16 protein-coding genes and 2 pseudogenes are annotated in these 25,368 nt (G+C 71.4%); 6 read left to right on the top strand and 12 right to left on the bottom strand.

All coding sequences use genetic code 11. From position 1 onward, the window contains the following. Positions 1-214 precede the first annotated feature (214 nt). Together gabT and AVL59_RS53980 are read left to right on the top strand one after the other, a co-directional pair. Entirely contained in the window at positions 215-1,549 is a 1,335-nt protein-coding gene (gene gabT, locus AVL59_RS09475) for a 4-aminobutyrate--2-oxoglutarate transaminase (protein WP_067301503.1), read from the top strand. A gap of 668 nt (positions 1,550-2,217) precedes the next feature. Continuing rightward, positions 2,218-2,481 (top strand): annotated as a pseudogene (locus tag AVL59_RS53980) (phosphatase PAP2 family protein); the annotation flags it as partial. 52 nt (positions 2,482-2,533) lie between these two features. On the opposite strand, the gene AVL59_RS09465 reads toward AVL59_RS53980, so the two are convergent. The 8 genes from AVL59_RS09465 to AVL59_RS09430 form a co-directional block, all read right to left on the bottom strand. Next, positions 2,534-4,357 carry a chitinase gene (locus AVL59_RS09465; protein WP_067301498.1) on the bottom strand — a complete coding sequence of 608 codons (1,824 nt, stop codon included), beginning with the start codon at positions 4,355-4,357 and terminating at the stop codon, positions 2,534-2,536. 85 nt (positions 4,358-4,442) lie between these two features. Then, positions 4,443-4,901 (bottom strand): hypothetical protein, encoded by a 459-nt coding sequence (locus AVL59_RS09460; protein ID WP_067301496.1) that lies wholly within the window; start codon positions 4,899-4,901, stop codon positions 4,443-4,445. Positions 4,902-5,029: 128 nt separating this feature from the next. Beyond that, positions 5,030-6,460 carry an NAD(P)/FAD-dependent oxidoreductase gene (locus AVL59_RS09455; protein WP_067301493.1) on the bottom strand — a complete coding sequence of 477 codons (1,431 nt, stop codon included), beginning with the start codon at positions 6,458-6,460 and terminating at the stop codon, positions 5,030-5,032. Positions 6,461-6,484: 24 nt separating this feature from the next. Continuing rightward, a complete protein-coding gene (locus AVL59_RS09450) occupies positions 6,485-7,285 on the bottom strand; it encodes an ABC transporter permease (RefSeq protein ID WP_067301490.1) in 801 nt (266 codons plus the stop codon). Further along, a complete protein-coding gene (locus tag AVL59_RS09445) occupies positions 7,285-8,214 on the bottom strand; it encodes an ABC transporter permease (RefSeq protein ID WP_067301487.1) in 930 nt (309 codons plus the stop codon). Before AVL59_RS09445 ends, AVL59_RS09450 begins: the two co-directional genes overlap by 1 nt. A gap of 2 nt (positions 8,215-8,216) precedes the next feature. Continuing rightward, positions 8,217-9,401, bottom strand: coding sequence for an ABC transporter ATP-binding protein (locus AVL59_RS09440; RefSeq protein WP_067301484.1), 1,185 nt, complete (start codon positions 9,399-9,401; stop codon positions 8,217-8,219). After that, complete coding sequence (locus AVL59_RS09435; protein WP_067301481.1) at positions 9,398-10,645, bottom strand: ABC transporter substrate-binding protein; 1,248 nt, start codon at positions 10,643-10,645, stop codon at positions 9,398-9,400. The genes AVL59_RS09440 and AVL59_RS09435 overlap by 4 nt, the downstream gene beginning before the upstream one ends. Positions 10,646-10,699: 54 nt before the next feature. After that, entirely contained in the window at positions 10,700-12,235 is a 1,536-nt protein-coding gene (locus AVL59_RS09430; protein ID WP_067301478.1) for a gamma-aminobutyraldehyde dehydrogenase, read from the bottom strand. A 209-nt stretch (positions 12,236-12,444) separates the two neighbouring features. On the opposite strand from AVL59_RS09430, the gene AVL59_RS09425 reads away from it, so the two are divergent. After that, positions 12,445-13,002 carry an NADAR family protein gene (locus AVL59_RS09425; RefSeq protein ID WP_067301475.1) on the top strand — a complete coding sequence of 186 codons (558 nt, stop codon included), beginning with the start codon at positions 12,445-12,447 and terminating at the stop codon, positions 13,000-13,002. 62 nt (positions 13,003-13,064) lie between these two features. Here the strand turns inward: AVL59_RS09425 and AVL59_RS09420 are convergent, their stop codons facing one another. After that, positions 13,065-13,802 carry a DUF4190 domain-containing protein gene (locus tag AVL59_RS09420; RefSeq protein ID WP_067301472.1) on the bottom strand — a complete coding sequence of 246 codons (738 nt, stop codon included), beginning with the start codon at positions 13,800-13,802 and terminating at the stop codon, positions 13,065-13,067. A gap of 167 nt (positions 13,803-13,969) precedes the next feature. Here AVL59_RS09420 and AVL59_RS09415 point away from each other — a divergent pair. Then, positions 13,970-15,066 (top strand): annotated as a pseudogene (locus tag AVL59_RS09415) (adenosine deaminase). A 43-nt stretch (positions 15,067-15,109) separates the two neighbouring features. After that, positions 15,110-15,829, top strand: coding sequence for a glycerophosphodiester phosphodiesterase (locus AVL59_RS09410; RefSeq protein ID WP_067317062.1), 720 nt, complete (start codon positions 15,110-15,112; stop codon positions 15,827-15,829). Here AVL59_RS09410 and AVL59_RS09405 read toward each other — a convergent pair. Further along, positions 15,818-17,491: an RNA polymerase sigma factor gene (locus AVL59_RS09405; RefSeq protein ID WP_067301466.1), complete on the bottom strand. Its 1,674-nt coding sequence runs from the start codon at positions 17,489-17,491 to the stop codon at positions 15,818-15,820. The two genes, AVL59_RS09410 and AVL59_RS09405, sit on opposite strands and share 12 nt — an antisense overlap. Positions 17,492-17,781: 290 nt before the next feature. On the opposite strand from AVL59_RS09405, the gene AVL59_RS09400 reads away from it, so the two are divergent. Next, positions 17,782-18,939, top strand: coding sequence for a serine hydrolase domain-containing protein (locus tag AVL59_RS09400; protein WP_067301463.1), 1,158 nt, complete (start codon positions 17,782-17,784; stop codon positions 18,937-18,939). Here AVL59_RS09400 and AVL59_RS09395 read toward each other — a convergent pair. After that, entirely contained in the window at positions 18,929-19,441 is a 513-nt protein-coding gene (locus AVL59_RS09395; protein WP_067301460.1) for a hypothetical protein, read from the bottom strand. The genes AVL59_RS09400 and AVL59_RS09395 overlap by 11 nt on opposite strands. Before the next feature lie 58 nt (positions 19,442-19,499). After that, positions 19,500-25,340: a WD40 domain-containing protein gene (locus AVL59_RS09390; RefSeq protein ID WP_067301457.1), complete on the bottom strand. Its 5,841-nt coding sequence runs from the start codon at positions 25,338-25,340 to the stop codon at positions 19,500-19,502. Positions 25,341-25,368 lie beyond the last annotated feature (28 nt).

The following is a 25,368-nucleotide window of genomic DNA, read 5'->3' as shown; positions in this document are numbered from 1 at the left end:
TCAGCGAGCCAATCTAACGCCCCGGCAAGGGGAGTTCACCGCTTACGCGGCCGCAAGAAGGGTCCGACCGGGCGCACTTTCGCCGTACTGCTATGTCCACCACGGACAACCGACCTCCCCGACAACGCCCACATGGAGCATGCCCACCCCCCACACCCCGCCTTAGCCTGCGACAAAAGAAGGTAAGCGTCCGTAATACCCCCAGGAGCCCCGCATGACCGCACTTCCGCAGGAGCGCCGCGTCGTCACCGCCATCCCCGGCCCGAAGTCGCAGGAGCTGCAGTCCCGCCGCCTGGCCGCGGTCGCGCAGGGCGTGGGCTCGGTGCTGCCCGTCTTCACCGCGCGCGCGGGCGGCGGCATCATCGAGGACGTCGACGGCAACCGCCTCATCGACTTCGGTTCCGGCATCGCCGTGACCTCCGTCGGCGCCTCCGCCGAGGCCGTCGTACGCCGCGCGAGCGCCCAGCTGGCCGACTTCACCCACACCTGTTTCATGGTCACCCCGTACGAGGGCTACGTGGAGGTCGCCGAGGCCCTCGCCGAGCTGACCCCGGGTGACCACGCCAAGAAGTCCGCGCTGTTCAACTCCGGCGCCGAGGCCGTCGAGAACGCCGTCAAGATCGCGCGCGCGTACACCAAGCGCCAGGCGGTCGTCGTGTTCGACCACGGCTACCACGGCCGGACCAACCTGACGATGGCGCTGACCGCGAAGAACATGCCGTACAAGCACGGCTTCGGTCCCTTCGCCCCCGAGGTGTACCGCGTCCCGGTCGCCTACGCCTACCGCTGGCCGACCGGCCCGGAGAACGCGGGCCCCGAGGCCGCCAAGATGGCCATCGACCAGATCACCAAGCAGGTCGGCCCGGACAACGTGGCCGCGATCATCATCGAGCCGGTGCTCGGTGAGGGCGGCTTCATCGAGCCGGCCAAGGGCTTCCTGCCGGCGATCAGCCAGTTCGCCAAGGACAACGGCATCGTCTTCGTCGCCGACGAGATCCAGTCCGGCTTCTGCCGCACCGGCCAGTGGTTCGCCTGCGAGGACGAGGGCATCGTCCCGGACCTGATCACCACCGCCAAGGGCATCGCCGGCGGTCTGCCGCTGGCCGCCGTGACCGGTCGCGCCGAGATCATGGACGCCGCGCACGCGGGCGGCCTGGGCGGCACCTACGGCGGCAACCCGGTCGCCTGCGCCGGTGCGCTCGGCTCCATCGAGACGATGAAGGAGCTGGACCTCAACGCCAAGGCGAAGAACATCGAGGCGGTCATGAAGGCGCGCCTCGGCGCCATGGCCGAGAAGTTCGACATCATCGGTGACATCCGCGGCCGCGGCGCCATGATCGCCATCGAGCTGGTCAAGGACCGCGCCACCAAGGAGCCGAACCCGGAGGCCACCGCCGCGCTCGCCAAGGCCTGCCACCAGGAGGGCCTGCTGGTGCTGACCTGTGGCACCTACGGCAACGTGCTGCGCTTCCTGCCCCCGCTGGTCATCGGCGAGGACCTGCTGAACGAGGGCCTCGACATCATCGAGCAGGCCTTTTCGCGCATCTGAGCGAGCGGTCCGCGCCTCTGAAGGGCACCTGCGGCAGGCGGTGTGAAGAAGGTGTGCGGGGTGGATGACGGGACGCGATTCCGTCTGCCCAAGCGCCTCGGGCTGCCGTAGGTTCTACCCAGATGAGAGATACACCCCGTCCACAGGGGACTGTGGACGATTTCAGGCCGGGGCCTCCCCAGCTTCGACCTGGTCGTGCCCTCGCGCACACAACCGGGACCTGACGGTTCCGGGATCTCCTCACCGATCGGACGGTCGCCGCCCCAAACCCCCCGGGGCGCGCGACGTCCCGATCCGGACGGCCGCCTCGGAACCACCCCCCCCCTGTTCCGGGGCGGCCGACCTCCTTCCTCACTCTCCGGTCCGGACCTGCGAAGCTGTGGCCCGTGTCGACCTCAGTCCGCCGCGCCCTGCTCCTCGCCGCCCCTGCCCTGCTCCTCGCCCTGATCACCTGGCAGGTGGTCGCCCACGGCCCGCTCCTCGGCCTGGACGCACGGCTGAGCCGGGCCCTCGTCCACCCGGACCGGTTCTCCGAGCTGCTCTCCGATCTCGGCAACGTCCAGGTCGCCGTGCCGGTGCTGCTCGTCGCCCTGGCCCACTCCGCCCGGCGTGGCCGCGCCGCCCGCAGACATCTGTGGTGGCTGCCTCCCGTCGCGGCGGCCGTCCTGATGGCGCTGGTCCCGGCGATCGTCGTACCGCTGAAGGACTGGACCGCCCGGCCGGGGACCCCCGTGGTGCCCCCGGCCGTCGGCTATTTCCCCTCCGGTCATACGGCGACCGCGTCGATCGCGTACGGCTCCGCGACCCTGCTCCTCCTCCCCTGGCTCCGCTCCCCCGCCGCCCGCCGAGCCGTTGCCGGCGTCTGCGCGGCCCTCGTGCTCGGGGTCTCCTACGGTCTGGTGCGCCGGGGCTTCCACTGGCCGCTGGACGTGGTGGCCAGCTGGTGCCTGTGCACGGTGCTGCTGACCGCCCTGTCCCTCGTGCTCAGCCGAAGTACGCGTCGAAGTTCTTCTGGAACTCCCAGTTCGCGTACCGGTCCCAGTTCACCGACCACGTCATCAGACCGCGCAGAGCCGGCCAGGCCCCATGGGTCGGATACGAGCCGCAGTTCACCTTCTTCGTCAGGCAGTCCAGGGTCTTGGTGACCTCGGACGGTGCGACGTAGCCGTTGCCCGCGTTCGTCGACGCCGGCATGCCGATGGCGATCTGGTCGGGGCGCAGCGGCGGGAAGACGTTGTTCGCGTCGCCCGCGACCGGGAAGCCGGTGAGCAGCATGTCGGTCATGGCGATGTGGAAGTCGGCGCCGCCCATGGAGTGGTACTGGCCGTCCAGGCCCATGATCGGGCCCGAGTTGTAGTCCTGGACGTGCAGGAGCGTCAGGTCGTCGCGCAGGGCGTGGATGACCGGCAGGTAGGCGCCGCAGCGCGGGTCCTGGCCGCCCCACTTGCCGGTGCCGTAGTACTGGTGGCCCATCTGGACGAAGAACGTCTCCGGGGCCATGGTCAACACGAACTTCGAGCCGTATGCGGCCTTCAGGGTCTTCAGCGCCGAGATGAGGTTGACGATCACGGGGGTGGTGGGGTTCTCGAAGTCCGTGTCGTCCGCGTTCAGGGACAGCGAGTGGCCCTCGAAGTCGATGTCGAGGCCGTCGAGGCCGTAGTCGTCGATGATCTTCGAGACGGAGGCGACGAACGTGTCGCGGGCGGCGGTCGTGGTCAGCTGGACCTGGCCGTTCTGGCCGCCGATCGAGATCAGGACCTTCTTGCCCGCGGCCTGCTTGGCCTTGATCGCCGCCTTGAAGTCGGCGTCGCTCTCGACGTTCGGGCACTGGGTGACCGGGCAGCGGTTGAAGCGGATGTCGCCGGAGGTGACCGAGGTGGGCTCGCCGAAGGCGAGGTCGATGACGTCCCAGCTGTCGGGTACGTCGGCCAGGCGGGTGTATCCGGAGCCGTTGGCGAAGGTGGTGTGGAGGTAGCCGACCAGGGCGTGGGCGGGCAGGCCGGGCGAGCCGCCGCCGCTGCCCGCCGTGGTCGTCGCGGTCACCGCGGCCGACTTGGCGGACTCTCCGGCGTCGTTGCTCGCGGTGACCTGGAAGCTGTACGCCGTCGACGGCGTGAGACCCGTGAGGGTGGCCGAAGTGCCGCTCGCCGTCCGGACCCTGACGCCGTCACGGTAGACGGTGTAGCCGGTGGCGCCGGTCACCGCCGACCAGGTGAGGGCGACGGAGGAGGAGGTGATCGTGCCCGCCGTAAGGCCGGTGGGCACGGCGGGCGGCTGTCCGGCGGACGCGCCCGGGCCGAGGAGGGAGATGTCGTCGGCGTCATAGGCGCCGGTGCCGTACCAGCCGTGCGTGTAGATGGTCACCCGGGTCGTGGCGGCGCCGGTGGTGAAGGTGGTGGTCAGCTTCTGCCAGTCGGGGGCGGACCGGGTCCAGGTGGAGACGTCGGTGGTGCCGGTGCCGTTCGCGCCGAGGTAGACGTAGGAGCCGCGGACGTAGCCGGAGAGTGTGTACCGCGCGCCGGGCTGGACGGTGACCGTCTGCGCGCACTGGGCGTCGTCACCGCCGGCCGGGGTGGCCCGCAACGCGGAACTCCCGCTGTGCACGGGTGAGTCGACCGTCGTACCGGCCGTGCAGGTCCAGCCGTCGAGGCCGGACTCGAAGCCGCCGTTCCGCGCGAGGTCCGCGTCGGCCGCACGGGCGGCCGACGAGAGCGCGGTGATGCCGGACACGGCCAGCAGCACGGCCGTGAGCAGGGCGAGGACGGATCCGGGACGTCCGGCGCCGTGTGCGCGTGGGGCGCGTTCCACAAGGACCTCCGGTGAGGGGGGAGTTGGAGGGGTGGAGCGCACTCAACTTGGTCCAGACCAATTGCCTTGTCAAGGTGTCCGGACGTTACCCGTCCTCACCCCCGCCCCTCGCCGGCCCCGCCACCGCCTCGTGCATCGCCAGTTCCAGCAGGGCCGGGTCGGTGAGCGTTCCGGAGCCGTCCGGCGGCACCAGCCAGCGCACCCCCCGTGTCGCCCGGCCCGGGTGCGGTACGACGATCCAGGTGCCGGGTCCGGCGGTGCGGATCCCGGTGCCGAGCCAGCGGGCCGCGGTGCCCGGCGGCACGAAGAAGCCCACCCGGTCGTCCCCGAAGTCGGCCAGCACCGGGCCGGGCCGGTCGAGGACGCGGGTGAGCACGTCGAGCGTGGGACAGCCGAGGTCGCCCGGCAGGATCAGCACGTCCCAGGCCTTGCCGGCGGGCAGCAGCGCGATCCCCGAGGGGTTGCGCTCCCACTCCCAGCGGCAGGCCTCGGGATCAGGCGCGACGGATGCCAGCCATTCGACCGCCGTCTTCGTCCCGGTCATGAGAAGGCCTCCCTTTCTCTCGTGGACGCGGTCGCGTCCACGAGGGAGAGGGAGGCCCCTCGGCGGGCATTACGCGGGTTGCCACTCCTCTTTCGAGTGAGCCGGGTCACACCCCGCCGGGATCGGGCTCAGCTGTCGAAGCCGAGACCCAGCCGGTCCATCGCCCGCAGCCACAGATTGCGGCGGCCGCCGTGCGCGTCGGCACGCGCCAGCGACCACTTGGTGAGCGCGATACCGGTCCAGGCGAACGGCTCCGGCGGGAACGGCAGCGGTTTCTTGCGGACCATCTCCAGTCGGGTGCGCTCGGTGTCCTCGCCGTCCAGCAGATCCAGCATCACATCGGCGCCGAAGCGCGTGGCGCCGACGCCGAGGCCGGTGTAGCCCGCCGCGTACGCCACGTTCCCGCGGTGGGCCGCGCCGAAGAACGCCGAGAAGCGCGAGCAGGTGTCGATCGCGCCGCCCCAGGCGTGGGTGAAGCGGACGCCCTCCAGCTGCGGGAAGCAGGTGAAGAAGTGGCCGGCGAGCTTGGCGTAGGTCTCCGGGCGGTCGTCGTACTCGGCGCGCACCCGGCCGCCGTAGTGGTGGATCGCGTCGTAACCGCCCCACAGGATCCGGTTGTCGGCGGACAGCCGGAAGTAGTGGAACTGGTTCGCCGAGTCGCCGAGGCCCTGGCGGTTCTTCCAGCCGATGGACTCCAGCTGGCCGGCGGAGAGCGGCTCCGTCATCAGCGCGTAGTCGTAGACCGGAACGGTGTACGAGCGCACGCGCCGCAGCAGGCTCGGGAAGATGTTCGTGGCGAGCGCGACCTTGCGGGCGCGGATCGAGCCGTACGGGGTGCGTACGGCCATGCCGGCGCCGTACTGCTTCAGGCTCAGGGCGGGCGTGTGCTCGTAGACCCGTACGCCGAGGGCGACGCAGGCCTGCTTCAGGCCCCAGGCCAGCTTGGCCGGGTGCAGCATGGCCACGCCCCGGCGGTCCCACAGGCCCGCCTCGAAGGTGGGCGAGGCGACCTGTTCGCGCACGGCGTCGGCGTCGAGGAACTCGATGCCGTCCGCGAGGCCCTGCTCCTGCAGCTCCCGGTGCCAGTCGCGCAGCTCCCAGGCCTGGTAGGTCTCGGTGGCGACGTCGATCTCGCCGGTGCGTTCGAACTCGCAGTCGATGCCGTGCCGGGCGACCGCCGCCTCGATCTCGTCGAGGTTGCGCTCGCCCAGCTTCTGGAGCTGGTGGATCTCGTCCGGCCAGCGGGTGAGGCCGTTGGGCAGGCCGTGGGTGAGAGAGGCGGCGCAGAAGCCGCCGTTGCGGCCCGAGGCGGCCCAGCCCACCTCGCGGCCTTCCAGCAGCACCACATCTCGCCGTGGGTCGCGCTCCTTGGCGTTGAGCGCGGTCCACAGTCCGCTGTAGCCGCCGCCGACGACCAGCAGGTCGCAGGTCTCGGAGCCGGTGAGGGCGGGCTCGGCGTGGGGCTTGCCGGGGTCTTCCAGCCAGTACGGGACCGGCTGGGCTTCGGAAAGAGAGGCGATCCAGTTGTCTTTGCCACGACTCATGGCGCTTGGGGCCATGATTTCAACTCCCTACAGAGGGTTCTATGCCTTTTGACTGTTACGGCGGTTGGTGATGAACATCGAGACCAGGACGAACAGCACGGCGACCAGGAACATGGCCGTACCGATCACATTGATCTGAACGGGCGTTCCGCGCTGCGCCGAACCCCACACGAACATGGGGAAGGTGACGGTCGAGCCCGCGTTGAAATTGGTGATGATGAAATCGTCGAAGGAGAGCGCGAACGACAGCAGCGCGCCCGCCGCGATTCCGGGTGCGGCGATCGGCAGGGTGACTCGCAGGAAGGTCTGCACGGGGCCGGCGTAAAGGTCCCGGGCGGCCTCCTCCAGGCGCGGGTCCATCGACATCACGCGTGCCTTGACCGCGGTGACGACGAAGCTGAGGCAGAACATGATGTGCGCGATCAGGATCGTCATGAAGCCGAGCTGGGCGCCCATGTTGAGGAACAGGGTGAGCAGCGAGGCGGCCATGACGACCTCGGGCATCGCCATCGGCAGGAAGATCAGCGAGTTGATGGCGCCGCGGGCGCGGAAGCGGTAACGGACCAGCGCGAAGGCGATCATCGTGCCGAGGACGGTGGCCCCGACGGTCGCCCAGACGGCGATCTGGAGGCTGATGGACAGCGAGCCGCACATGTCGGCGACGCCGCACGGATCCTTCCAGGCGTCCGTGGAGAACTGCTGCCATTGGTAGTTGAAGCGCCCCTTCGGCTTGTTGAAGGAGAACACCGTCACGATGACGTTGGGCAGCAGCAGGTAGGCGAGCGTCAGAAGGCCCGCGATGACGACGAGATGGCGCTTGAACCAGGTGACGAGGGGCATCAGACCAGATCCTCCGTCCCGGCCCGGCGGATGTAGATCGTGACCATGGCCAGGATCGCGGCCATGAGGATGAAGGAGAGGGCGGCGGCCGTCGGGTAGTCCAGAATGCGCAGGAACTGCGTCTGGATGACGTTGCCGATCATGCGGGTGTCGGTCGAGCCGAGGAGTTCGGCGTTGACGTAGTCACCGGCCGCGGGGATGAAGGTCAGCAGCGTGCCGGAGATCACGCCCGGCATCGACAGCGGGAAGGTGACCTTGCGGAAGGTGGTCCACGGCTTGGCGTACAGATCGCCGGCCGCTTCGTGCAGCCGTCCGTCGATCCGCTCCAGCGAGGTGTAGAGCGGAAGGATCATGAACGGCAGGAAGTTGTACGTCAGTCCGCACACCACCGCGAGCGGGGTGGCGAGGACGCGGTCGCCGGCCGTCCAGCCGAGCCAGTTGGTCAGGTCCAGGATGTGCAGCGAGTTGAGGGTGTGCACGACCGGGCCGTTGTCGGCGAGGATCGTCTTCCAGGCCAGGGTGCGGATCAGGAAGCTCGTGAAGAACGGCGCGATCACCAGGATCATGATCAGGTTCTTCCAGCGGCCCGCCCGGAACGCGATCAGATAGGCCAGCGGATAGCCGAGCGCCAGGCACAGCAGGGTCGCGGCGGCCGCGTAGAAGACGGAGCGCAGGAACTGCGGCCAGTACTCGGACAGCGCGTTCCAGTACGTCACGAAGTGCCAGGTGACCTTGTACCCCTGCTCCAGGGAGCCCGTCTGCACGGACGTGGAGGCCTGGTAGATCATCGGCAGCGCGAAGAAGACGACCAGCCACAGGATGCCGGGCAGCAGCAGCCAGTACGGCGTGAACCGGCCGCGCTTGCGCGGGGGCTTCTTCGCGGATTCCGCGGGTGCGAGAGGCGGTGGCGCCTCGGTGAGTGTCGACATGTCTACGCGGCCTCTTCCTCGACGGTCTCCACGCCGGCGGAGCCCACTGTCCCAGCAAGCAGGGACTGGGCCGCGTCCAGGCCGAAGGTGTGGGCCGGGCTCCAGTGCAGGACGACCTCGGCCCCGGGGACGAGCCGGCCGTCGCGCTCGACGTTCTGGACGTAGACCGCGAACTCGTCGCAGACCGGGGTGTCGATCACGTACTGCGTGGAGACACCGATGAAGCTGGCGTCGGCGATCTTGCCGGTGAGGCGGTTGCGGCCCTCGGGGATGGAGTCGGCGTCGTCGGCGTGGGTGAGGGAGATCTTCTCGGGACGGATGCCGACCAGCACCTTGCCGCCGGTCTTCGCCGGGGCGGAACATCGCGCCTGCGCCAGCACCAGCTTGCCGCCGCCCGCCTTCAGGACGATGTCGTCGCCGCTCTTGGAGTCGACCTCGGCCTCGATGAGGTTGGAGGTGCCGAGGAAGTTCGCGACGAAGGTGGTCTGCGGGTTCTCGTAGAGGTCGGTGGGCGAGCCGAGCTGCTCGACGCGGCCCGCGTTCATCACGGCGACCGTGTCGGCCATCGTCATGGCCTCCTCCTGGTCGTGCGTGACATGGACGAAGGTGATGCCGACCTCGGTCTGGATGCGCTTGAGCTCCAGCTGCATCTGGCGGCGCAGCTTGAGGTCGAGGGCGCCGAGCGGCTCGTCGAGCAGGAGCACCTTCGGGTGGTTGATCAGCGCGCGAGCGACGGCGACACGCTGCTGCTGGCCGCCGGAGAGCTGGTGCGGCTTCTTGCGCGCCTGCTCGCCGAGCTGGACAAGCTCCAGCATCTCCTCCACCTGCTTCTTCACGCTCTTGATGCCGCGCCGGCGCAGCCCGAAGGCGACGTTCTCGAAGATGTCGAGGTGCGGGAAGAGGGCGTAGGACTGGAAGACCGTGTTGACCGGCCGCTTGTACGGCGGCAGGTGGGTGACCTCCTGGTCGCCGAGGTACACGGTGCCGCTCGTCGGCTCCTCCAGACCCGCGATCATGCGCAGGGTGGTCGTCTTGCCGCAGCCGGAGGCGCCGAGCAGGGCGAAGAAGGAGCCCTGCGGCACGGTCAGGTCCAGCGGGTGTACGGCGGTGAAGCCGTTGTCGTAGGTCTTGCCGATACCGGAGAGGCGGACGTCGCCGCTGGTGTCTTTCGTCGTCATCGTCGTCACGCCCCTGTGAGCTTCGAGAACTTCTGCTGGTAGGCCGTCTCTTCCTTCTGCGTCAGGGCGCGGAAGGCATGGGACCTGGCCTGCATGGCCTTGTCGGGAATGATCAGCGGATTGCTCGCCGCCGACTTGTCTATCTTCGCGAGATGGGGCGCCACCCCGGCGACCGGGCTCACGTAGTTGATGTAGGCGGCGAGCTCGGCCGCGGGCTGAAGCTCGTAGAAGTAGTCGATGAGCCGCTCGGCGTTCGTCTTGTGACGCGCCTTGTTGGGGATCAGCATGTTGTCGGTCGAGGTCATGTAGCCGCTGCCCGGGATCACGTAGCCGACGTCCGGGCTGTCCGCCTGGAGCTGGACGACGTCGCCGCCCCAGGCGATGCACGCGGCGAAGTCGCCCTTGGCGAGGTCGGACGTGTAGTCGTTGCCGGTGAAGCGGCGGATCTGGCCGCGGTCGACCGCCTTCTGGAGGCGGGCGATCACCGCGTCGAAGTCGTCGTCGCTGAACTTCGCCGGGTCCTTGCCCATGTCGAGCATGGTCATGCCGATGCTGTCGCGCATCTCGGTGAGGAAACCGACGCGGCCCTTGAGCTTGGGGTTGTCCAGCAGGTCGGAGACCGACTTCACCTCGATGCCGTCGAGCGCCTTCTTGTTGTACGCGATGACCGTCGAGATGCCCTGCCAGGGGTAGGAGTAGGCACGGCCCGGGTCCCAGTCGGGGTCGCGGAACTGGTCCGACAGGTTGGCGAAGGCATTCGGCAGGTTGGACGCGTCCAGTTTCTGGACGTACCCCAGCCGGATCATGCGGGCGGCCAGCCAGTCGGTGAGCACGATGAGGTCGCGGCCGGTGTCCTGGCCGGCGGCGAGCTGCGGCTGGATCTTGCCGAAGAATTCGTCGTTGTCGTTGATGTCCTCGGTGTACTTGACCTGGATGCCGGTCCGCCGGGCGAACGCGTCGAGCGTGGGATGGTGCTTGCCCTTGTCGTCCACGTCGATGTACTCGGGCCAGTTGGAGAAGTTGACGGTCTTCTCCTTGGCCGAGTGGTCGTCGGCGGACACGCCGCCCTGCGTCTTGGTCGCCGCGGGGATGCCGCAGGCGCTCAGCGCCCCGAGGCCGCCGACCGTGAGCGCGCCGCCGGCGGAGGCGCGCAGCAGCGACCGCCGGGTCATGGCGGCCCGGCCGCTGCGCAGGCTGCGCCGCATGGCGGCCGCTTCGGCCGGGGTCAGGCGGTCGGGCTCGTACTGCTCCATGCGCGTGGTGCCCTTTCGGGAGGTTCGGCCTGGTCGGCGGCCGGATCGTTGTTTCTAGCGGTCCCCGAAGACGGTGCGGTGCCAGTCCTTCGCGGCCACCGCGGTGTTGTCGAACATTACGTGTTTGACCTGCGTGTACTCCTCGAATGAGTACGCCGACATGTCCTTGCCGAAGCCGGAGGCCTTGTAGCCGCCGTGCGGCATCTCACTGATGATCGGGATGTGGTCGTTGATCCACACGCAGCCCGCCTTGATCTCGCGGGTGGCGCGGTTCGCCCGGTAGACGTTGCTGCTCCACGCGGAGGCCGCGAGGCCGTACGGGGTGTCGTTGGCCAGCCGAATGCCTTCCTCATCCGCATCGAACGGCAGTACGACCAATACCGGGCCGAAGATCTCGGACTGGACGATCTCGCTGTCCTGGGCGGCGTCGGCGACGAGGGTGGGCCGGTAGTAGGCGCCGTCCCTGAGATCCCCCTGCGGGGCCTCGCCGCCGGTCACCACGCGCGCGTAGGCGCGCGCACGGTCCACGAAACCGGCCACGCGGTCGCGTTGGACGTGCGAGATCAGCGGGCCGAGGTCGGTGCCCGCGGCGAACGGGTCGCCGATCCGCACGGTCTCCATCAGGGCGGCCGTGCGCTCCACGAACGCCTCGTACAGCGGCCGCTGCACATACGCGCGCGTGGCGGCCGTGCAGTCCTGCCCGGTGTTGATGAGGGAGCCCGCGACCGCGCCGTTGACGGCGGCCTCCAGGTCGGCGTCGTCGAAGACGACGAAGGGAGCCTTGCCGCCCAGTTCCAGGTGGAGCCGCTTGACGGTGGCGGTGGCGACCTCGGCGACCCGCTTGCCGACCGCGGTGGACCCGGTGAAGGAGGTCATGGCCACGTCGGGATGCCCGACGAGGCGCTCGCCGGCCTCCTTGCCGGTCCCGGTGACGATGTTGATCACGCCGTCCGGGATGCCGGCATCCGTGGCGGCCTGCGCGAACAGCAGCGAGGTCAGCGGGGTCAGCTCGGCGGGCTTGAGCACGATGGTGTTGCCCGCGGCGATCGCCGGGAGGATCTTCCAGGCGGCCATCTGCAGGGGGTAGTTCCAGGGCGCGATCGACCCGACGACCCCGATGGGCTCGCGCCGGACGTACGACGTGTGGTCGCCCGAGTACTCACCGGCGGACTGCCCCTGCAGATGCCGGGCCGCGCCCGCGAAGAAGGCGGTGTTGTCGATGGTGCCCGGCACGTCGAACTCGCGGGTCAGCTTCAGCGGCTTGCCGCACTGCAGGGATTCCGCGCGGGCGAAGTCCTCCGCACGCTCGGCGAGGACCGCGGCGAACCGGTGCAGGGCCTCGGAGCGCTCGCCGGGGGTGGCCGAGGCCCAGCCCGGGAAGGCATCGCGCGCGGCGGCCACGGCCGCGTCGACGTCGTCGGGGCCGGCCAGCTCGTAGGTGTACACCTCCTCGCCGGTGGCCGGGTCGACCACGGCGTGGGTACGGCCCGAGGTGCCCTTCGTCAGCCGGCCCGCGATGAACTGCGCGCCGTCCGCGAAGCGCTCCTGCGCGGGAAATCGTTCCGGGGTGGCGGTGCCCGGGTTGTGCATGTCGCTCTCCTCCGCCGTTCGCCCCGTCCCGGGGGGTGGGTGGCGTAGCTCCAGCTCGATTTGAGTGCCGATCCTGACAGAGCAACAAGCCTCCAACAAGTGATTCCGTTGTTGCCTTTTGGTTACGCGACGAAATCTGTCGACCAGATGTCGAGTCGGCGAGGAAAAGGACGGACGGAGTGTCAGTGGTGCGTGCCAGACTCGCGTGCATGGGGAAGATCGACGGGGCGGAAGCCCTGATCAGGGAGGTCCGGGCGGGTGCCCGGATCAGGTATCTGCACTTCTGGGGGCACCGGCCGCGGCCGGACGGCCGGATCGGCGCGAGCTGTCTGAGTCAGTGGTGGCCGTCACCGTTCGTGGTGGACGGTGTGCGGTATGCGACGGCCGAGCACTGGATGATGGCCGGCAAGGCACGGCTGTTCGGGGACGCCGAGGCCGAGCGCCGGGTGCTGGCGGCGGAGCATCCGGCCGCGGCGAAGAAGGCGGGGCGGCTGGTCCGTGACTTCGACGAGGAGATATGGGAGCGGGAGCGCTTCGGAATCGTCGTCGAGGGCAGCGTCCACAAGTTCGCGTCGGACGACGGCCTGCGGGGGTTCCTGCTGGACACCGGTGACCGGGTCCTGGTCGAGGCGAGCCCTCTGGACCGGGTGTGGGGCATCGGCCTCGCCGCGGACGACGAGGCGTCCGCGGACCCCGAGCGCTGGCGCGGGCCGAACCTGCTGGGCTTCGCACTGATGGAGGCGCGGGAGCGGCTGCGGCGCGTATGACAGCGGCCCGCCCGCTCGCACCGCGGGGGGGGAGGCGAGCGGGTGGGCCGCGTGGGCCGGGGTCAGCCCCGTGTCAGCACGGGTGCGGAGATCCGGGGGGCGGAGTTGTAGGACGGCTCGGTGTCCGTGCCGTGGTCCTTCGAGTCCTTGATGGCGAAGACGATGGCGACGACGAAGAACGCGATGACCACCAGGCTGAGGATGATCCCGATGATGCCGGTGACGAAGCCCGCCTGGGCCTGACCGTGGTTGGTGGCCTCACCACGCTCGGCCCGCCTCTTCCCCTTGACGCCGAGGACCACGGCTATGACGCCGAGCACGAGGGAGGGCACACCGTAGACGCAGAACAGACAGCAGGACAGGATGCCGAGCACCAATGCCGCGGTGCCCATCCCGTTCTGCGGGGCCATCGGCATACCGCCGCCCCAGCCGTACCCCTGTCCCTGCGGGAAGGCAGGGTAGCCGTACCCGCCCGGCGCCGCCGGGCCGGGGACGGTGGGTGCGACCGGCGGGGGCGGCACGGCGGATTCGCTCCAGCCCTGCCCCGGGGCCGCGCCGGGTGCGCCGAAGCCGGGCGCCCCGAAGCCGGGCGCGCCGAAGCCGCTGCTGGGCAGGGACGTCATGGTGGCCTGGTCGTGCACGGACGGCGGCCGCACCGGGGGCTGCTGGTCCTGGACAGGAGGCTGCTGCCCGGGCGCCGGCTGCTGCGCGCCCTTGTCCAGCGACGGCTTGCTGTCGGGCGGCGCCCACGGGTCGAAGCCCGCTCCCTCACCCGCGCCCGGCTGCGTCCGGTCCGTCATGTCGGCATCCCCCCCTCGGTCGATCGTCAGGTCATGCTAAGGCCTCGCCTCAGCCGCTCCGCGACCCGAGTCCCCGGTGATGCCCGCAGGGCCCGTCGGAGAGGCCCGGGCACCACGGGTGCCGGGCCGGGCCCGGCCTAGGATGATCCCGAGTCATCGATCAGCCGATCACCCGCGCCCGCACCACGGACCTCGCTCCGCGGGCGCCGTTCCCGGGGAGGAACCCTTGACCGACCGCGATCTGCAGAGCTTCATCGCCGGACTGCCCAAGGCCGAGCTGCACGTCCACCACGTGGGCTCCGCCTCCCCGCGCATCGTCTCGGAGCTGGCCGCCCGCCACCCCGACTCCAAGGTCCCCTCCGACCCCGAGGCGCTGGTCGACTACTTCACGTTCACGGACTTCGCGCACTTCATCGACGTGTACCTGTCCGTCGTGGACCTGATCCGCACCCCGGAGGACGTGCGGCTGCTGACCTACGAGGTGGCCCGTGACCTGGCCCGGCAGCAGGTGCGGTACGCCGAGCTGACCATCACCCCGTTCTCCTCGACCCGTCGCGGCATCGACGAGCTGGGCTTCATGGCCGCGATCGAGGACGCCCGCAAGGCGGCCGAGGCGGAGTTCGGGACCGTGCTGCGCTGGTGCTTCGACATCCCCGGCGAGGCCGGTCTGGAGTCCGCCGAGGAGACCGCCCGGCTCGCCACCGACGACCGGATCCGCCCGGAGGGCCTGGTGTCCTTCGGGCTCGGCGGGCCCGAGATCGGCGTGCCCCGCCCGCAGTTCAAGCCGTACTTCGACCGGGCCATCGCCGCAGGTCTGCACTCCGTCCCGCACGCCGGGGAGACGACAGGACCCGAGACGGTGTGGGACGCGCTGACCGAGCTGGGCGCGGAGCGCATCGGGCACGGCACCAGTTCCGCCCAGGACCCCAGGCTGCTCGCCCACCTCGCCGAGCACCGCATCCCGCTGGAGGTCTGCCCGACCTCCAACATCGCCACCCGCGCGGTCCGCACCCTGGACGAGCACCCGGTCAAGGAGTTCACCGCGGCCGGGGTTCTGGTCACGATCAACTCCGACGACCCGCCCATGTTCGGCACCGACCTCAACACCGAGTACGCGGTCGCCGCCCGCCTTCTCGACCTGGACGAGCGAGGCCTCGCCGGCCTCGCCAAGAACGCCGTCGAGGCGTCCTTCCTGGACGCGGCGGGCAAGGCCCGGATCGCCCAGGAGATCGACACGTACACCACGAACTGGCTCGCTCCCTGATCCCTGCGCCATGACCACGGTCCGCATGGCCACAATGGGGGGCATGCAGACCGTGACCGCCGTGGCCCACCGCGGCGACCCCTACCGCTTCCGCGAGAACACCGTCGCCTCACTGCGTTCCGCGCTCGACCAGGGCGCGGACGCGGTGGAGATCGACGTACGGCTCACCCGCGACGGCGTCCCCGTGCTGCTGCACGACGAGACGCTGAAGCGGCTGTGGGAACACGACCGTCCCCTGCGCTCGCTCTCGGCCGACGAGGTGCGCGGGCTCACGGCGGGCGGAGTGCCCACCCTGGACGAGGCCCTGACCGCGACCGGCGACAGCCGGGTGATGGTGGACCTGTGCGGCCGGGTCGACCGCCGGACCGTGCGGCAGATCATGGACGTCGTACGACAGTCCGGAGCCCAGGACCGCGTCTACTACTGCGCGCACGCCGAGGCCATGCTCGCCGTCCGCGCCGAGGATCCGTCCGCCGAGATCGCCCTGACCTGGACGACCCTGGCTCCGCCCCGCCCCGCGCTGCTGGCGGCGGTGCGTCCCCGCTGGCTCAACTACCGCTTCTCCCTGGTCGACCGGGACCTGGCGGCCCGCGTCCACCACGACGGCTGCCTCCTGTCGGTCTGGACCCCGGACACCCGCCGCACCATGCGCCGCCTCCTGGACCTGGGCGTCGACTCGATCACCACGAACCGCATCGACACACTGCACGCCCTGCGCAACGGCGGCCGGCCGGCGAACTCCCGAGGAGCGCTACACGCGTGAGTGCTGAGGCACGGTCGCCGGGTCGGCGGGGGTGGTGCGGGTGAGGTACTGCGGGACGGGGGCGGAGTCCTCGCCGGTGTCGCGGACCAGGCCGTAGCGCTTCGCGCCCTGGGCGGGGCCGGTCGTGATGTCCTTCTCCACGGCGTCCCAGGTGGTCGGGAAGACGCTCAGGCCGTAGTCGGCACCGCGCTCGTTCGAGGTGAGGGTGACACTGCCGTCGAGGTAGAAGTACTCGTTCTGCCACATCTGCTGGGTGCCGGCCGGCGGGACGGCGTAGCCGACGGCCGAGTCGCCCATGCCGGTGGCGGTCCGGTCGGAAGCGCTGACGGGGTCGTCCATGCGGCGGCCGCCGCCCGAGGCCACGTGGAAGAGCCTGCCCTTGAGTCCGGTCCAGCTCGGCATGACGAGGCTGCCGGCCCGGTGCTGCGGCGAGATCTGCCAGCGGACCAGCACATAGCCCTCGCCGCTGAGCGTCACGCTGTCCCCGCGGTGGTTCATGACGGCGTGCGCGCCACCGGTGCTGGTCACGCGGGTCTCCGGCCGTTGGGGCAGCGCCGCCGGAGGCGTGTCCGGCGCGGGCGCCCGGTCGACCGCGTCGACGACCGTGCCGTAGGCGTCCGTCCGCCGGGCCGGCGACGGGGTGGGAGAGAGGGAGGGCGGCGGGGATGCCGAGGCGGCCGGGGGCCGGCCGGTCGTGTGGGGCGCTGTGGGTGTCGGTGCCGTTGGTGCGGGTGATGTGCCAGGGGGGCGTACGACGACGTAGGCGCCGCCCGCCACGAGGGTCGCGCTCGCCGTCACGGCCACGGCGGGCTTGGTCAGGGCGCCCAGCACCTTGGCGGACCAGCCGGCGGTGGTGGCCGGGGCCGCCGTCTTGCCGCCGAGGGCCAGCGACAGGGTGAAGCCGGCGGGCACGGGCACGAGGGCGATCCCGGCGATGAGCCGCTCGGCGGGTACGACGGGCTCGCGGACGTCGCCGCAGTGGCCGCAGCCCCGTATGTGCCGGGCGAGCCGCTTGCGCCACACCGAGTCGGGGCGACCGGGCCAGCGGGCGGTCAGTTCGCGCAGTTCGGGGCAGGCGTCGGCCAGGGCCCGCACGATGCCCCGGGAGGTCTCCAGACGCGCTTTCATCCGCTGGACGCGGACGGCGGCGTGCTGCCTGCTGATACCGACGGCCGCCGCCAGCTCGCGCCGGGTCAGCTCGCCGGCCACCTCCAGCCACCACAGCGACAGCAACTGCCGGTCCTCGGCGTCCAGCCAGCGCACGGCCTGCGCCACCTCGCGCCGCTGGCCCTCCAGCTGGAGCCGCAGAACGGCCAGCTCGGCGAAGTCGCCGGTGCCGTCCGGTGCGCCCTCGACCGACCGGTGCGCCCTCCCCTTGCGCGCCCGCTCGCGGATCTGCCGCATGGCGATGGCCATCAGCCAGGACCGGAAGCTGTCCGGGTCGCGGAGCGTGCCGAGATGGTCGACGGCGCGGAGCATGGTCTCCTGGACGACGTCGTCGACGTCGGCGTGGCCGTTCAGCGCGCGGCCGACGACGTTGTAGACCAGCGGCAACCAGCCCTGGAGCAGTTCGTCCAGCGCCTGCCGGTCACCGGCCTGCGCGGCCGCCACGGTGGCACGCCACCGCCGTCCGTCCAGGTCCGTTCCGGTGCCCGCGTTCATGCCCGCACCCTCTCAGCCGGGACCGGGCCGCCTGCCATGTCGGGGGTCACACGCCGGAGACGGGCCGCGGGTCCCGCGGATAACACTTTTTGCGTGTCTCGGGCACGCGGGAGCGGACGGGCGCGCCGCGCCCCCTGAGGGTCGACCCTGACAATTTCCCTGACATCTCCGTCAGTTGACCGGGGTCCGGTCAGGGGCGGCCCCGATGTGCCGGGAGCCCGCGGAGCCCGAAGATGATCACGAACCGCAGACCGGTCTCTCAAGGGCTCGACAACTCAAGGAGCATCCTCATGCGCCCACGCAGCCGCGGCACCGTCCTCGCCGCCGCCCTCGCGCTGGCCCTGGCGGCCGGCCCGCTGGTGGCCCCCGCCTTCGCCGCGCCCGACCGGACGGCGACCGGCACGACGAGCGGCACGGCGACCGGCACGACGACCGGTCCGGACGCCAAAGCCCTGGCCGCGGCGATCGCCGGGCTGCCCGACCACGACGCCACCGCCGCGGCCCTCCGCGTCGGCGGCAAGGGGACGTGGCGTGGGACGGCCGGAGTGCGGGACGTCCGGTCCGGGGCGCCGGTGCTGGAGAACGGACGCTTCCGGGCCGGTTCGGTGACGAAGGTGGTCACCGCGGCGGTCGTGCTGCAGCTGGCCGCCGAGGGCCGCATCGACCTCGACGGCACTGTGCAGCGGTATCTGCCGGGCCTGCTCACCGACGCCTTCCGCCCGATCACCGTGAGGCAGTTGCTGAACTACACCAGCGGTCTGCGGCCGGGTGCGTCCCTCGGGGACACGGTCGAGGACGGGTACCCGCACCGCTTCGAGACGCTGACGCCCCAGCAGGTCGTGGCGTCCTCCGTCGCCCAGGGTCCGGCGTACGAGCCGGGCACCCACCAGGAGTACGACAACATTCACTACACCGTGCTCGGCATGCTCATAGAGAAGGTGACCGGCGACTCGTACGCCCACCAGGCCGCGGTGCGGATCTTCCGGCCGCTCGGCATGCGGGACAGCTCGTTCCCCGTCGGAGCCGACCCGCGTATCCACGGACCGCACAACCGTGGCTACGACTGGATCGACGGCAAGCTGGTGGATGTGACCGAGTGGAACATGTCCGACCGGTGGGCGGCCGGCGACCTGATCTCCACGACCGCCGACCTGGAGAAGCTGCTGGTGGGGCTGTTCCGCGGCCGGGTGGTGCCCGAGCCGCAGCTGAAGGAGATGTTCACGCTTCCCGACGTGCCCGGCGCGCGCTACGGCGCGGCGCTGGAGCGGTTCGAGCTGAACGGCAAGGTGATCTGGGGCAAGACCGGCTCACGGCCCGGCTACGCCACGGTGATGGCCGCCACCCCCGACCTCTCCCGCACCCTGGTCTACTCGGTCGACGCGACCGACGCCAAGGGCGACGGCCAGGCCATAGCCGAGCGTTTCGCGTACCCCGCGTTCAAGCGCTGACGTACGCCTGGGTCAGGGTCTCCAGCCGCTTGATCTTCTGCCGTACGACGTACAGCGGGATGATCCCGAACACGCCGAACGACATGTCGATCAGGCTCCACCAGAAGGGGATCCCGCGCACCGGTCCGCAGATCAGCGCGAGCGGGATGATGCCGGCACAGGCGATCATCCCGAACTCGACGACCCAGATGTTGCGGACGGGGTCGCGGTAGGGCCCGTAGAAGCCGACCGCGATGACGAGGTGGGCGAACGCCAGCCAGTCCGTGCCGTACAGCACGAAGGGGTACTTGGCATCGACGGTGTCCAGCCCCTGCCGCGCCCGCGAGATCCAGTGCATCAGCCCCGGCAGGTGCTCCGGCACGGACAGGGACCTCAGCACGTCCTCGGTCCAGCGCAGCTCGTGCACGAGCGGGAAGGCGGTGGCCCCGCTGAGCACCAGGCACACGACGAAGGAGACCAGCCAGACGCGAATGCCCTTGAGCAGGGCGGCTCTGTCGCTCATGGCAGGAGCGTACGCCTGGAATTGAACATGTTCAAAATGGCTTTCGGGGTGCCTCCTCTCACCCCAGCTGCTCGTCCAGCGGCACCTGCCGCACCCCCGGCAGATGCCCGTCGAGTTCTCCGGGCTCGAAGCGGCACATGCCGACCGCGTGCCAGAACTCGCCGGTGACGTCTCCCTCGTACTTGTAGCCGCCGGAGGGTGACAGGGCGGCCCAGCCCCCGGGCATGCCGACGAGGGTGGCGCGCAGGGTGGGCGGGGCGTCGGCGGGGACGTTCCACAGGCGTACCGTGCCGTCCTCGCCGCCCGAGGCGAGCCGGGAGCCGTCGGGGCTGAAGGCGACGGCCAGCACGCGGCCGGTGTGGCCGGTGAGCACGGCGGTCTCGGCTCCGGTGTGCGGATCCCACAGGCGGACGGTGCGGTCGTCGCCGGCGGTCGCCAGCAGGGGCCGCAGCGGATGTGCCGCCGCCGTCCACAGCTTGCCGGTGTGGCCGGTCAGGCGGTGGTCGATCTCCCCGTCCTTCCAGATCACCGCGGTACCGTCCCAGGAGGCACTGGCCAGCCAGGAGCCGTCGGGGGCGAACGCCACGGCGTACACCCGGTCCTGGTGCCCGTCCAGGACGCCGGTTATCCGGCGCTCGGCGATGTCCCAGATCCGCACCTTGCGGTCGTCGCAGCCGGTGACCAGGTTCGCGCCGTCGCCGCGGAAGGCGATCGCGCGGACCCGGCCGAAGTGCTCGGTGATGGTGGCCACATGGGCCCCGGTCACCCGGTACCACAGCCGTACCGTGTCGTCGTCGTTGGCGGTGGCCAGCAGTTCGCCGTCGGCGCTGAACGCCTCGGCCCACACATGATCCGTCTCGACGTCCAGCTCGCGCTGGTACTCGCCGGTGGCGGCGTTCCACAGATAGATGTCGCCGTCGCTGCTCGCGGTGGCCAGCAGGGGGCCGGCGGGGCCGAACGCGGCCGAGACCAGGCGGTCGCTCTGACCGGTCAGTTCGCGCAGCCGCCGGCCGGAGGCGGAGTGCCACACGCGGACGACACCGTCGTTGCCGCCGGCCGCCAGCATGGAACCGTCGGCGCTGAAGGACAGGGTGCCGATGCGGCGTCCGTGGCCGCGCAGAATGCGTCTGCCCTGGCCGGTGGCGGGGTCCCAGAGACGGACGACGCCGTCGTTGCCACCGGTCACCAGCAGCGGGCCGGCGCCCGGGGCGGGCGTGTCGCCGTGCGGACGGAACTTGCACACCCACACCGAGCCGCGGTGCTCGGCGGGCTGCCGGTTCAGGGGCACGGCGACGGGGTCGGACTCCGGGTCGATCCGCCACAGCCGGACCACTCCGGCGCTGTCACCGGCGGCGAGCTGGGTCCCGTCAGGATCGAACAGCACCTGGTAGACGCCGCCGCGGCAGCCGCCGAGCAGCCCGGCGCTGCGCCCGGCGGCCAGGTCCCACAGCCGCACCTCGCCGTCGGTGTCACCGCTGACCAGGAACCGGCCGCCGGGGTGGAAGTCCAGGGTGTAGACGCGCCCGGAGTGGCCGGTGAACTCGTGCCGGACGGTCCGGGTGGCGACGTCCCACACCCGGACGGTGCCGCCCAGCCGATCGTCGCCACGGTCGCCGGTGGCCAGCAGGGTGCCGTCCGGGCTGAACCGCGCCCGGAACACCGCGCTGCGGTGGCCGGGCAGTTCGCCCGACCGCTCTCCCGTGGTGAGGTCCCACAGCCGTACGGCGCTGGAGGCGTCCCCGGTGACCAGGGTGGTGTTGCCCGGTGCGAAGGCCACGGTGTAGACGGGCGCGGTGTGTCCGGGCAGCCGGTGCAGGGGGGTGCCGGTGGCCGGGTCCCAGACGGTGATGACGCCGTCGGCGTCGCCGGTGGCCAGCAGGAGTCCGTCGGCGTCGAGGGCGACCGGCCAGACCCCGCCGGGGTGGATCTCCAGCCGGTGCAGACAGCGGCCGGACACCGGGTCCCACAGCCGTACGGTGCCGTCGGAGCTGCCGGTGGCCAGTGCCCGTTCGCGGAACTTGACCGCGTAGACCCGTCCGGTGTGGCCCTCCAGGGTGCGCAGGGCGAGGCCGGTGGTGGCGTCGCAGACCAGCACGCCGCCGTCCTCGCTGCCCACGGCGAGGAGTTCACCGTCGGGGCTGTAGGAGATGGGCTCGGGCAGCCGGCTGGTCTGCATGTCGAAGCCGTAGGGGACGCCGACCGCGGAGGGCCGGAAGCCGGCGTCGACGGCCAGGCCGGGAGCAAGCGCGGCGGCGGCCAGTTCGGGGGTCTCGGCCAGGGGCCCGGTGGTCGCCGAGATCAGGGCGGCCTGCCGCCAGCGGCCGCCGTCCACCCGGGCGCCGCTCAGGTCGGTGCGGATCAGCCGGGCCCGGCGCAGATCGGCGCCGCGCAGATCGGCGCCGGTCAGATCCGCGCCGTCGAGCCGGGCACCGGTCAGCCGGGCGTGCCGCAGGACGGCGCCGGAGAGGTTGGCGCCGACGAGGCGGGCGTCGGTGAGGTCGGCGCGGGTGAGGTCGACACCGGAGAAGTCACGGTGCGAGAGGTCCTCACCGGCCAGGGCGGCGCCGCGCAGATCGGTGTGGGCGGGCACCCGCAGCCGGCTGAGGATCTTCACGGCGTTGGCGCGCCCGGCCTCGGTCCCGTCGGCTTCGCCGCCGCCGAGCTGCCGTTCGGCCCACGCCTGGCAGACCCGGTGGTCGGCGAGGTCGCACAGGAACTCGACGGCCAGCTGGCTCAGTTGACGCCGCGTCGGCAGGGTGGCGTCGCCCGCGGTCAGCCGCTCGGCGCACTCCCGGGCGACGAGCCACTCCACCACCGAGCCGTGGATGAACCGGAACAGGCCCTCGTCGCTGCGCACCAGCAGGGTGCCGGAGCCGATGGCGTGCGCGGTCTGCGGCACCGAGAGGCGGGTGCCCGCGAGTCCGGTCAGAGTCTCGGCGACATCGGTCAGTTCGTCCAGGCGCAGCGAGTCCTGGCCGCTCTCCCACAGCCTGAGGGCGAGCGCGGTGACCGCGTGCCACAGCTGGTCCAGGCTGAGCCCGGGGGCCCGGCCGGGGGCGGCCCCGGCACGCTGTTCCTCGAAGCCGAGCCAGGCGGTGAGCACCTCCTGGTAGAGGCCGGCGGCGCTGAGCGCGCGTCCCGCGCCGGCGACCGCGCGCAGCTGGTCGTCGTCCAGGTCGGCGACGAAGCCGAGCAGCCGGGGGTTGCGGCACAGGGCGAGCAGGTCGGGGATGGCGTCGAGGAGCCTGAGCCGGCGCTCGGCGGCCTGGGTGTCGCCGTCGTAGCGGTTGACCAGGTAGGCGCGGATCTGCCGCGGGGTGAACTCCTGGACGGCCAGCACCCGGCGGTGCGGGAGCAGGCCGACGCGTTCGCCGAGCGCGGTGAGCACCTGGCCCTGGGAGCGGAAGTGCTGGGTGCGGCTGCTGACCAGGATCTTGGCGCTGTCCACGGCGGAGTCGAGGAGCACCTGGAGGCGCTCGGCGGCACGGTCGTACGTCACCTGGTTGACGAGTTCGTCGAAGCCGTCGAAGAGGAGCGCGATGCGGCCCTGCTGAAGCATGTAGCGGAAGGCGCGCAGGTCGATGTTGTCGACGCCGTGGGCGGCGAGGTGGGCGGCGACGAGCCCCTCGAAGGAGTAGGCCCGGTCCAGGGCGTGCAGTTCGACCAGCAGGGGGACGAGGTGCGGCAGTTCATTGGGGATGCGCCGGGCCAGCTCGCGCAGCGCGAAGGTCTTGCCGTGCCCGAAGTCGCCGAGGAGCAGCAGGAAGCGGCCCTGGTCGGAGTCGAGCAGCCGGAGCATCTCGTCCACCAGGCCGTCGCGGTCCTCGGCGTCGAGGCGCTCCACCTCCCGGTACCGCTGGGGCAGGTACATGCCCGGTGGATAGCGGGGGTCGGTGCGCAGCCGCTCGCTCTGCGCGGAGACGTATCCGCGCAGGTCGAGCAGGCCCTGGTACTCGGTGAAGCTGCGTACCCTGACGCCTCTGCGGCGGGCCGCGTCGCGCAGTTCGCGGGCGGGCGGCGGGCCGTCGTGGACGAGTTCGGCCTCGGTCTCGGAGTCGGCGGCGTGCACCAGGGCCACGAAGCGGTCGATGTCCTGCGCGCTCGGGGTGCCGGTGTGGACGGCCACCCGCTGCTGGCGCACGAAGCCCGACTGGCTCCAGGTGACGAGGAGTTGCGGCACCGGTCCGTCGACCTGTCGGATCTGGGCGCCTTCGTGGCGGGTGCGGCAGACCTCGGTGACCCGGGCCAGCAGTATCTCGGCCGGGGTCTGCACGGCGCGCGGCTCGGGCTCGGGGCTCGGGGACCGGTCCGGTTCCGGGTTGCCCGCCGTGGCGCCCGCCGTCACTTCGGTGTCCTCGGGCCCGAAGGCCCGCTGGGCCCGCCGCCACTGGACCGGGCGGCGCCGCGGCTCTCCCGGGCCCTGCCAGGTCGCGAGGCCCTCGCGGGTGACGCGGAGCAGCTGGTGCCGGCCCGGGCCGAGGGAGCCGATCACCGGCACCTCGCCGGAGGCGGTGGTCAGGGCGGGCAGCGCACCGGGGTCGGTGGGGCCGTGCAGCAGCAGGTGCAGCCGGGGCGCGGTCAGCCGGGTGAGCACGTCGGTGTCGCGCAGCGGTCCCGTGCCGTCCGGCGAGGCAGCGGGGCGGCGGGCGGCCGGCGGCCGGGCGGCGCCGGGTGCGTGGCGCAGCACGCCGATGCGCAGCCAGCCCTCGGTCTCGTGTGGGCGCAGCGCCTGGGCGAACCAGGCGGCCTGCTCGGGTCCGACGAGTCCGTACTGGTCGTCGCGGCGGTGGCTGTAGGCCATCGAGGAGTTGAGTCCCGCGATCACGGTGTGCAGTTCCGGCACGGGGAAGAGGGTCCACGGCTGGTCGCTGTCGAAGACGACGTCGAGGCCCTGGTACAGCTCCTGGAAGAGCCCCGCGAAGTGGCGCCACTTGGGCCAGTACGGCGGCCGGGGCGGCATCTCGTCGGCCTCGCAGGTGCTGAAGTAGGCCTGGCAGGCGGCCTGGTTGACGTCCTGGCCGCCCGGGACGAGGGCGACCCGGTGCGGTTCGAGGCCCAGCAGGGCCCGCAGCCCGGTGAGGAAGGACAGGGCCTGTTCGAACTCCCGGCGGCTGCCGCTCGCGGTCAGATCGCCGGTGACCACCAGCAGATCGGGCGCGGGCGCTCCGGCATCGGTGAGTTCCACCAGGTCGCCCCAGATCGCCGCCTGTAATTCGGCGGGGTCCTGGCCCCGGCCGAAGGCGGGCCCGGCCAGATGGAGCAGGGTGACCGCCTCGCGCCCCGAGGCCTCGCCCGAGACCCGCGGGTACGACGGCGGGGCGGCGGGCCTGCGCCGCCCCGCCCAGCCGGACCGGCCGAGCGGCCGCCCGGAGGGCGGAAGGGACGGCACGGACGGCGCCGACGGTGCGGGATGGCCGCTGCCGCCCGGGTAGTCGGGGCGCAGGGCGGGCCGGGCGCGGCCGTCGAGAGCCTGCCGGACGCGGGTGAGCAGCAGGTCTCGGGCGGCCGAGGGATCGGTGACCGGCACCAGGTCGACATAGGTGATGGTGGCCAGGAGCCCCTCCACCGGGATGTCCTCGACGCGCACGGTGAGAAGTCTTCGCTCGGGCGCGTCCGGATCCGCCCGCAGGGCGGCCTGCCACTCCATCCGTCCGTACCGCGAGCGCTCGTAGTTGCGCGAGAGTACGGCGATGACGGCGGCGGACTCGCTCACACCGCGGTCCATGAAGTCGACGAAGTTCGTGCCCGGCACGAAGTCCCAGGCCTGGAGCACCGTGCGGTAGCCGGCCTCCTCCAGCGTCCAGGCGATCCACGACGCCCAGCGTTCGTCGGCGGGTGAGTAGCTGATGAAGAAATCCAATGGCCCGGTGTCCCCCGGGATGATCTGTCGAGCCACCATGTATCCATGATGCCGTGAGTAGCCAGCG

The sequence above is a fragment of the Streptomyces griseochromogenes genome (assembly GCF_001542625.1).
Classification (GTDB): Bacteria; Actinomycetota; Actinomycetes; order Streptomycetales; family Streptomycetaceae; genus Streptomyces; species Streptomyces griseochromogenes.
The sequence above is the reverse complement of the archived record's forward strand: the minus strand, read 5'-3'. Positions and strand labels throughout refer to the sequence as shown.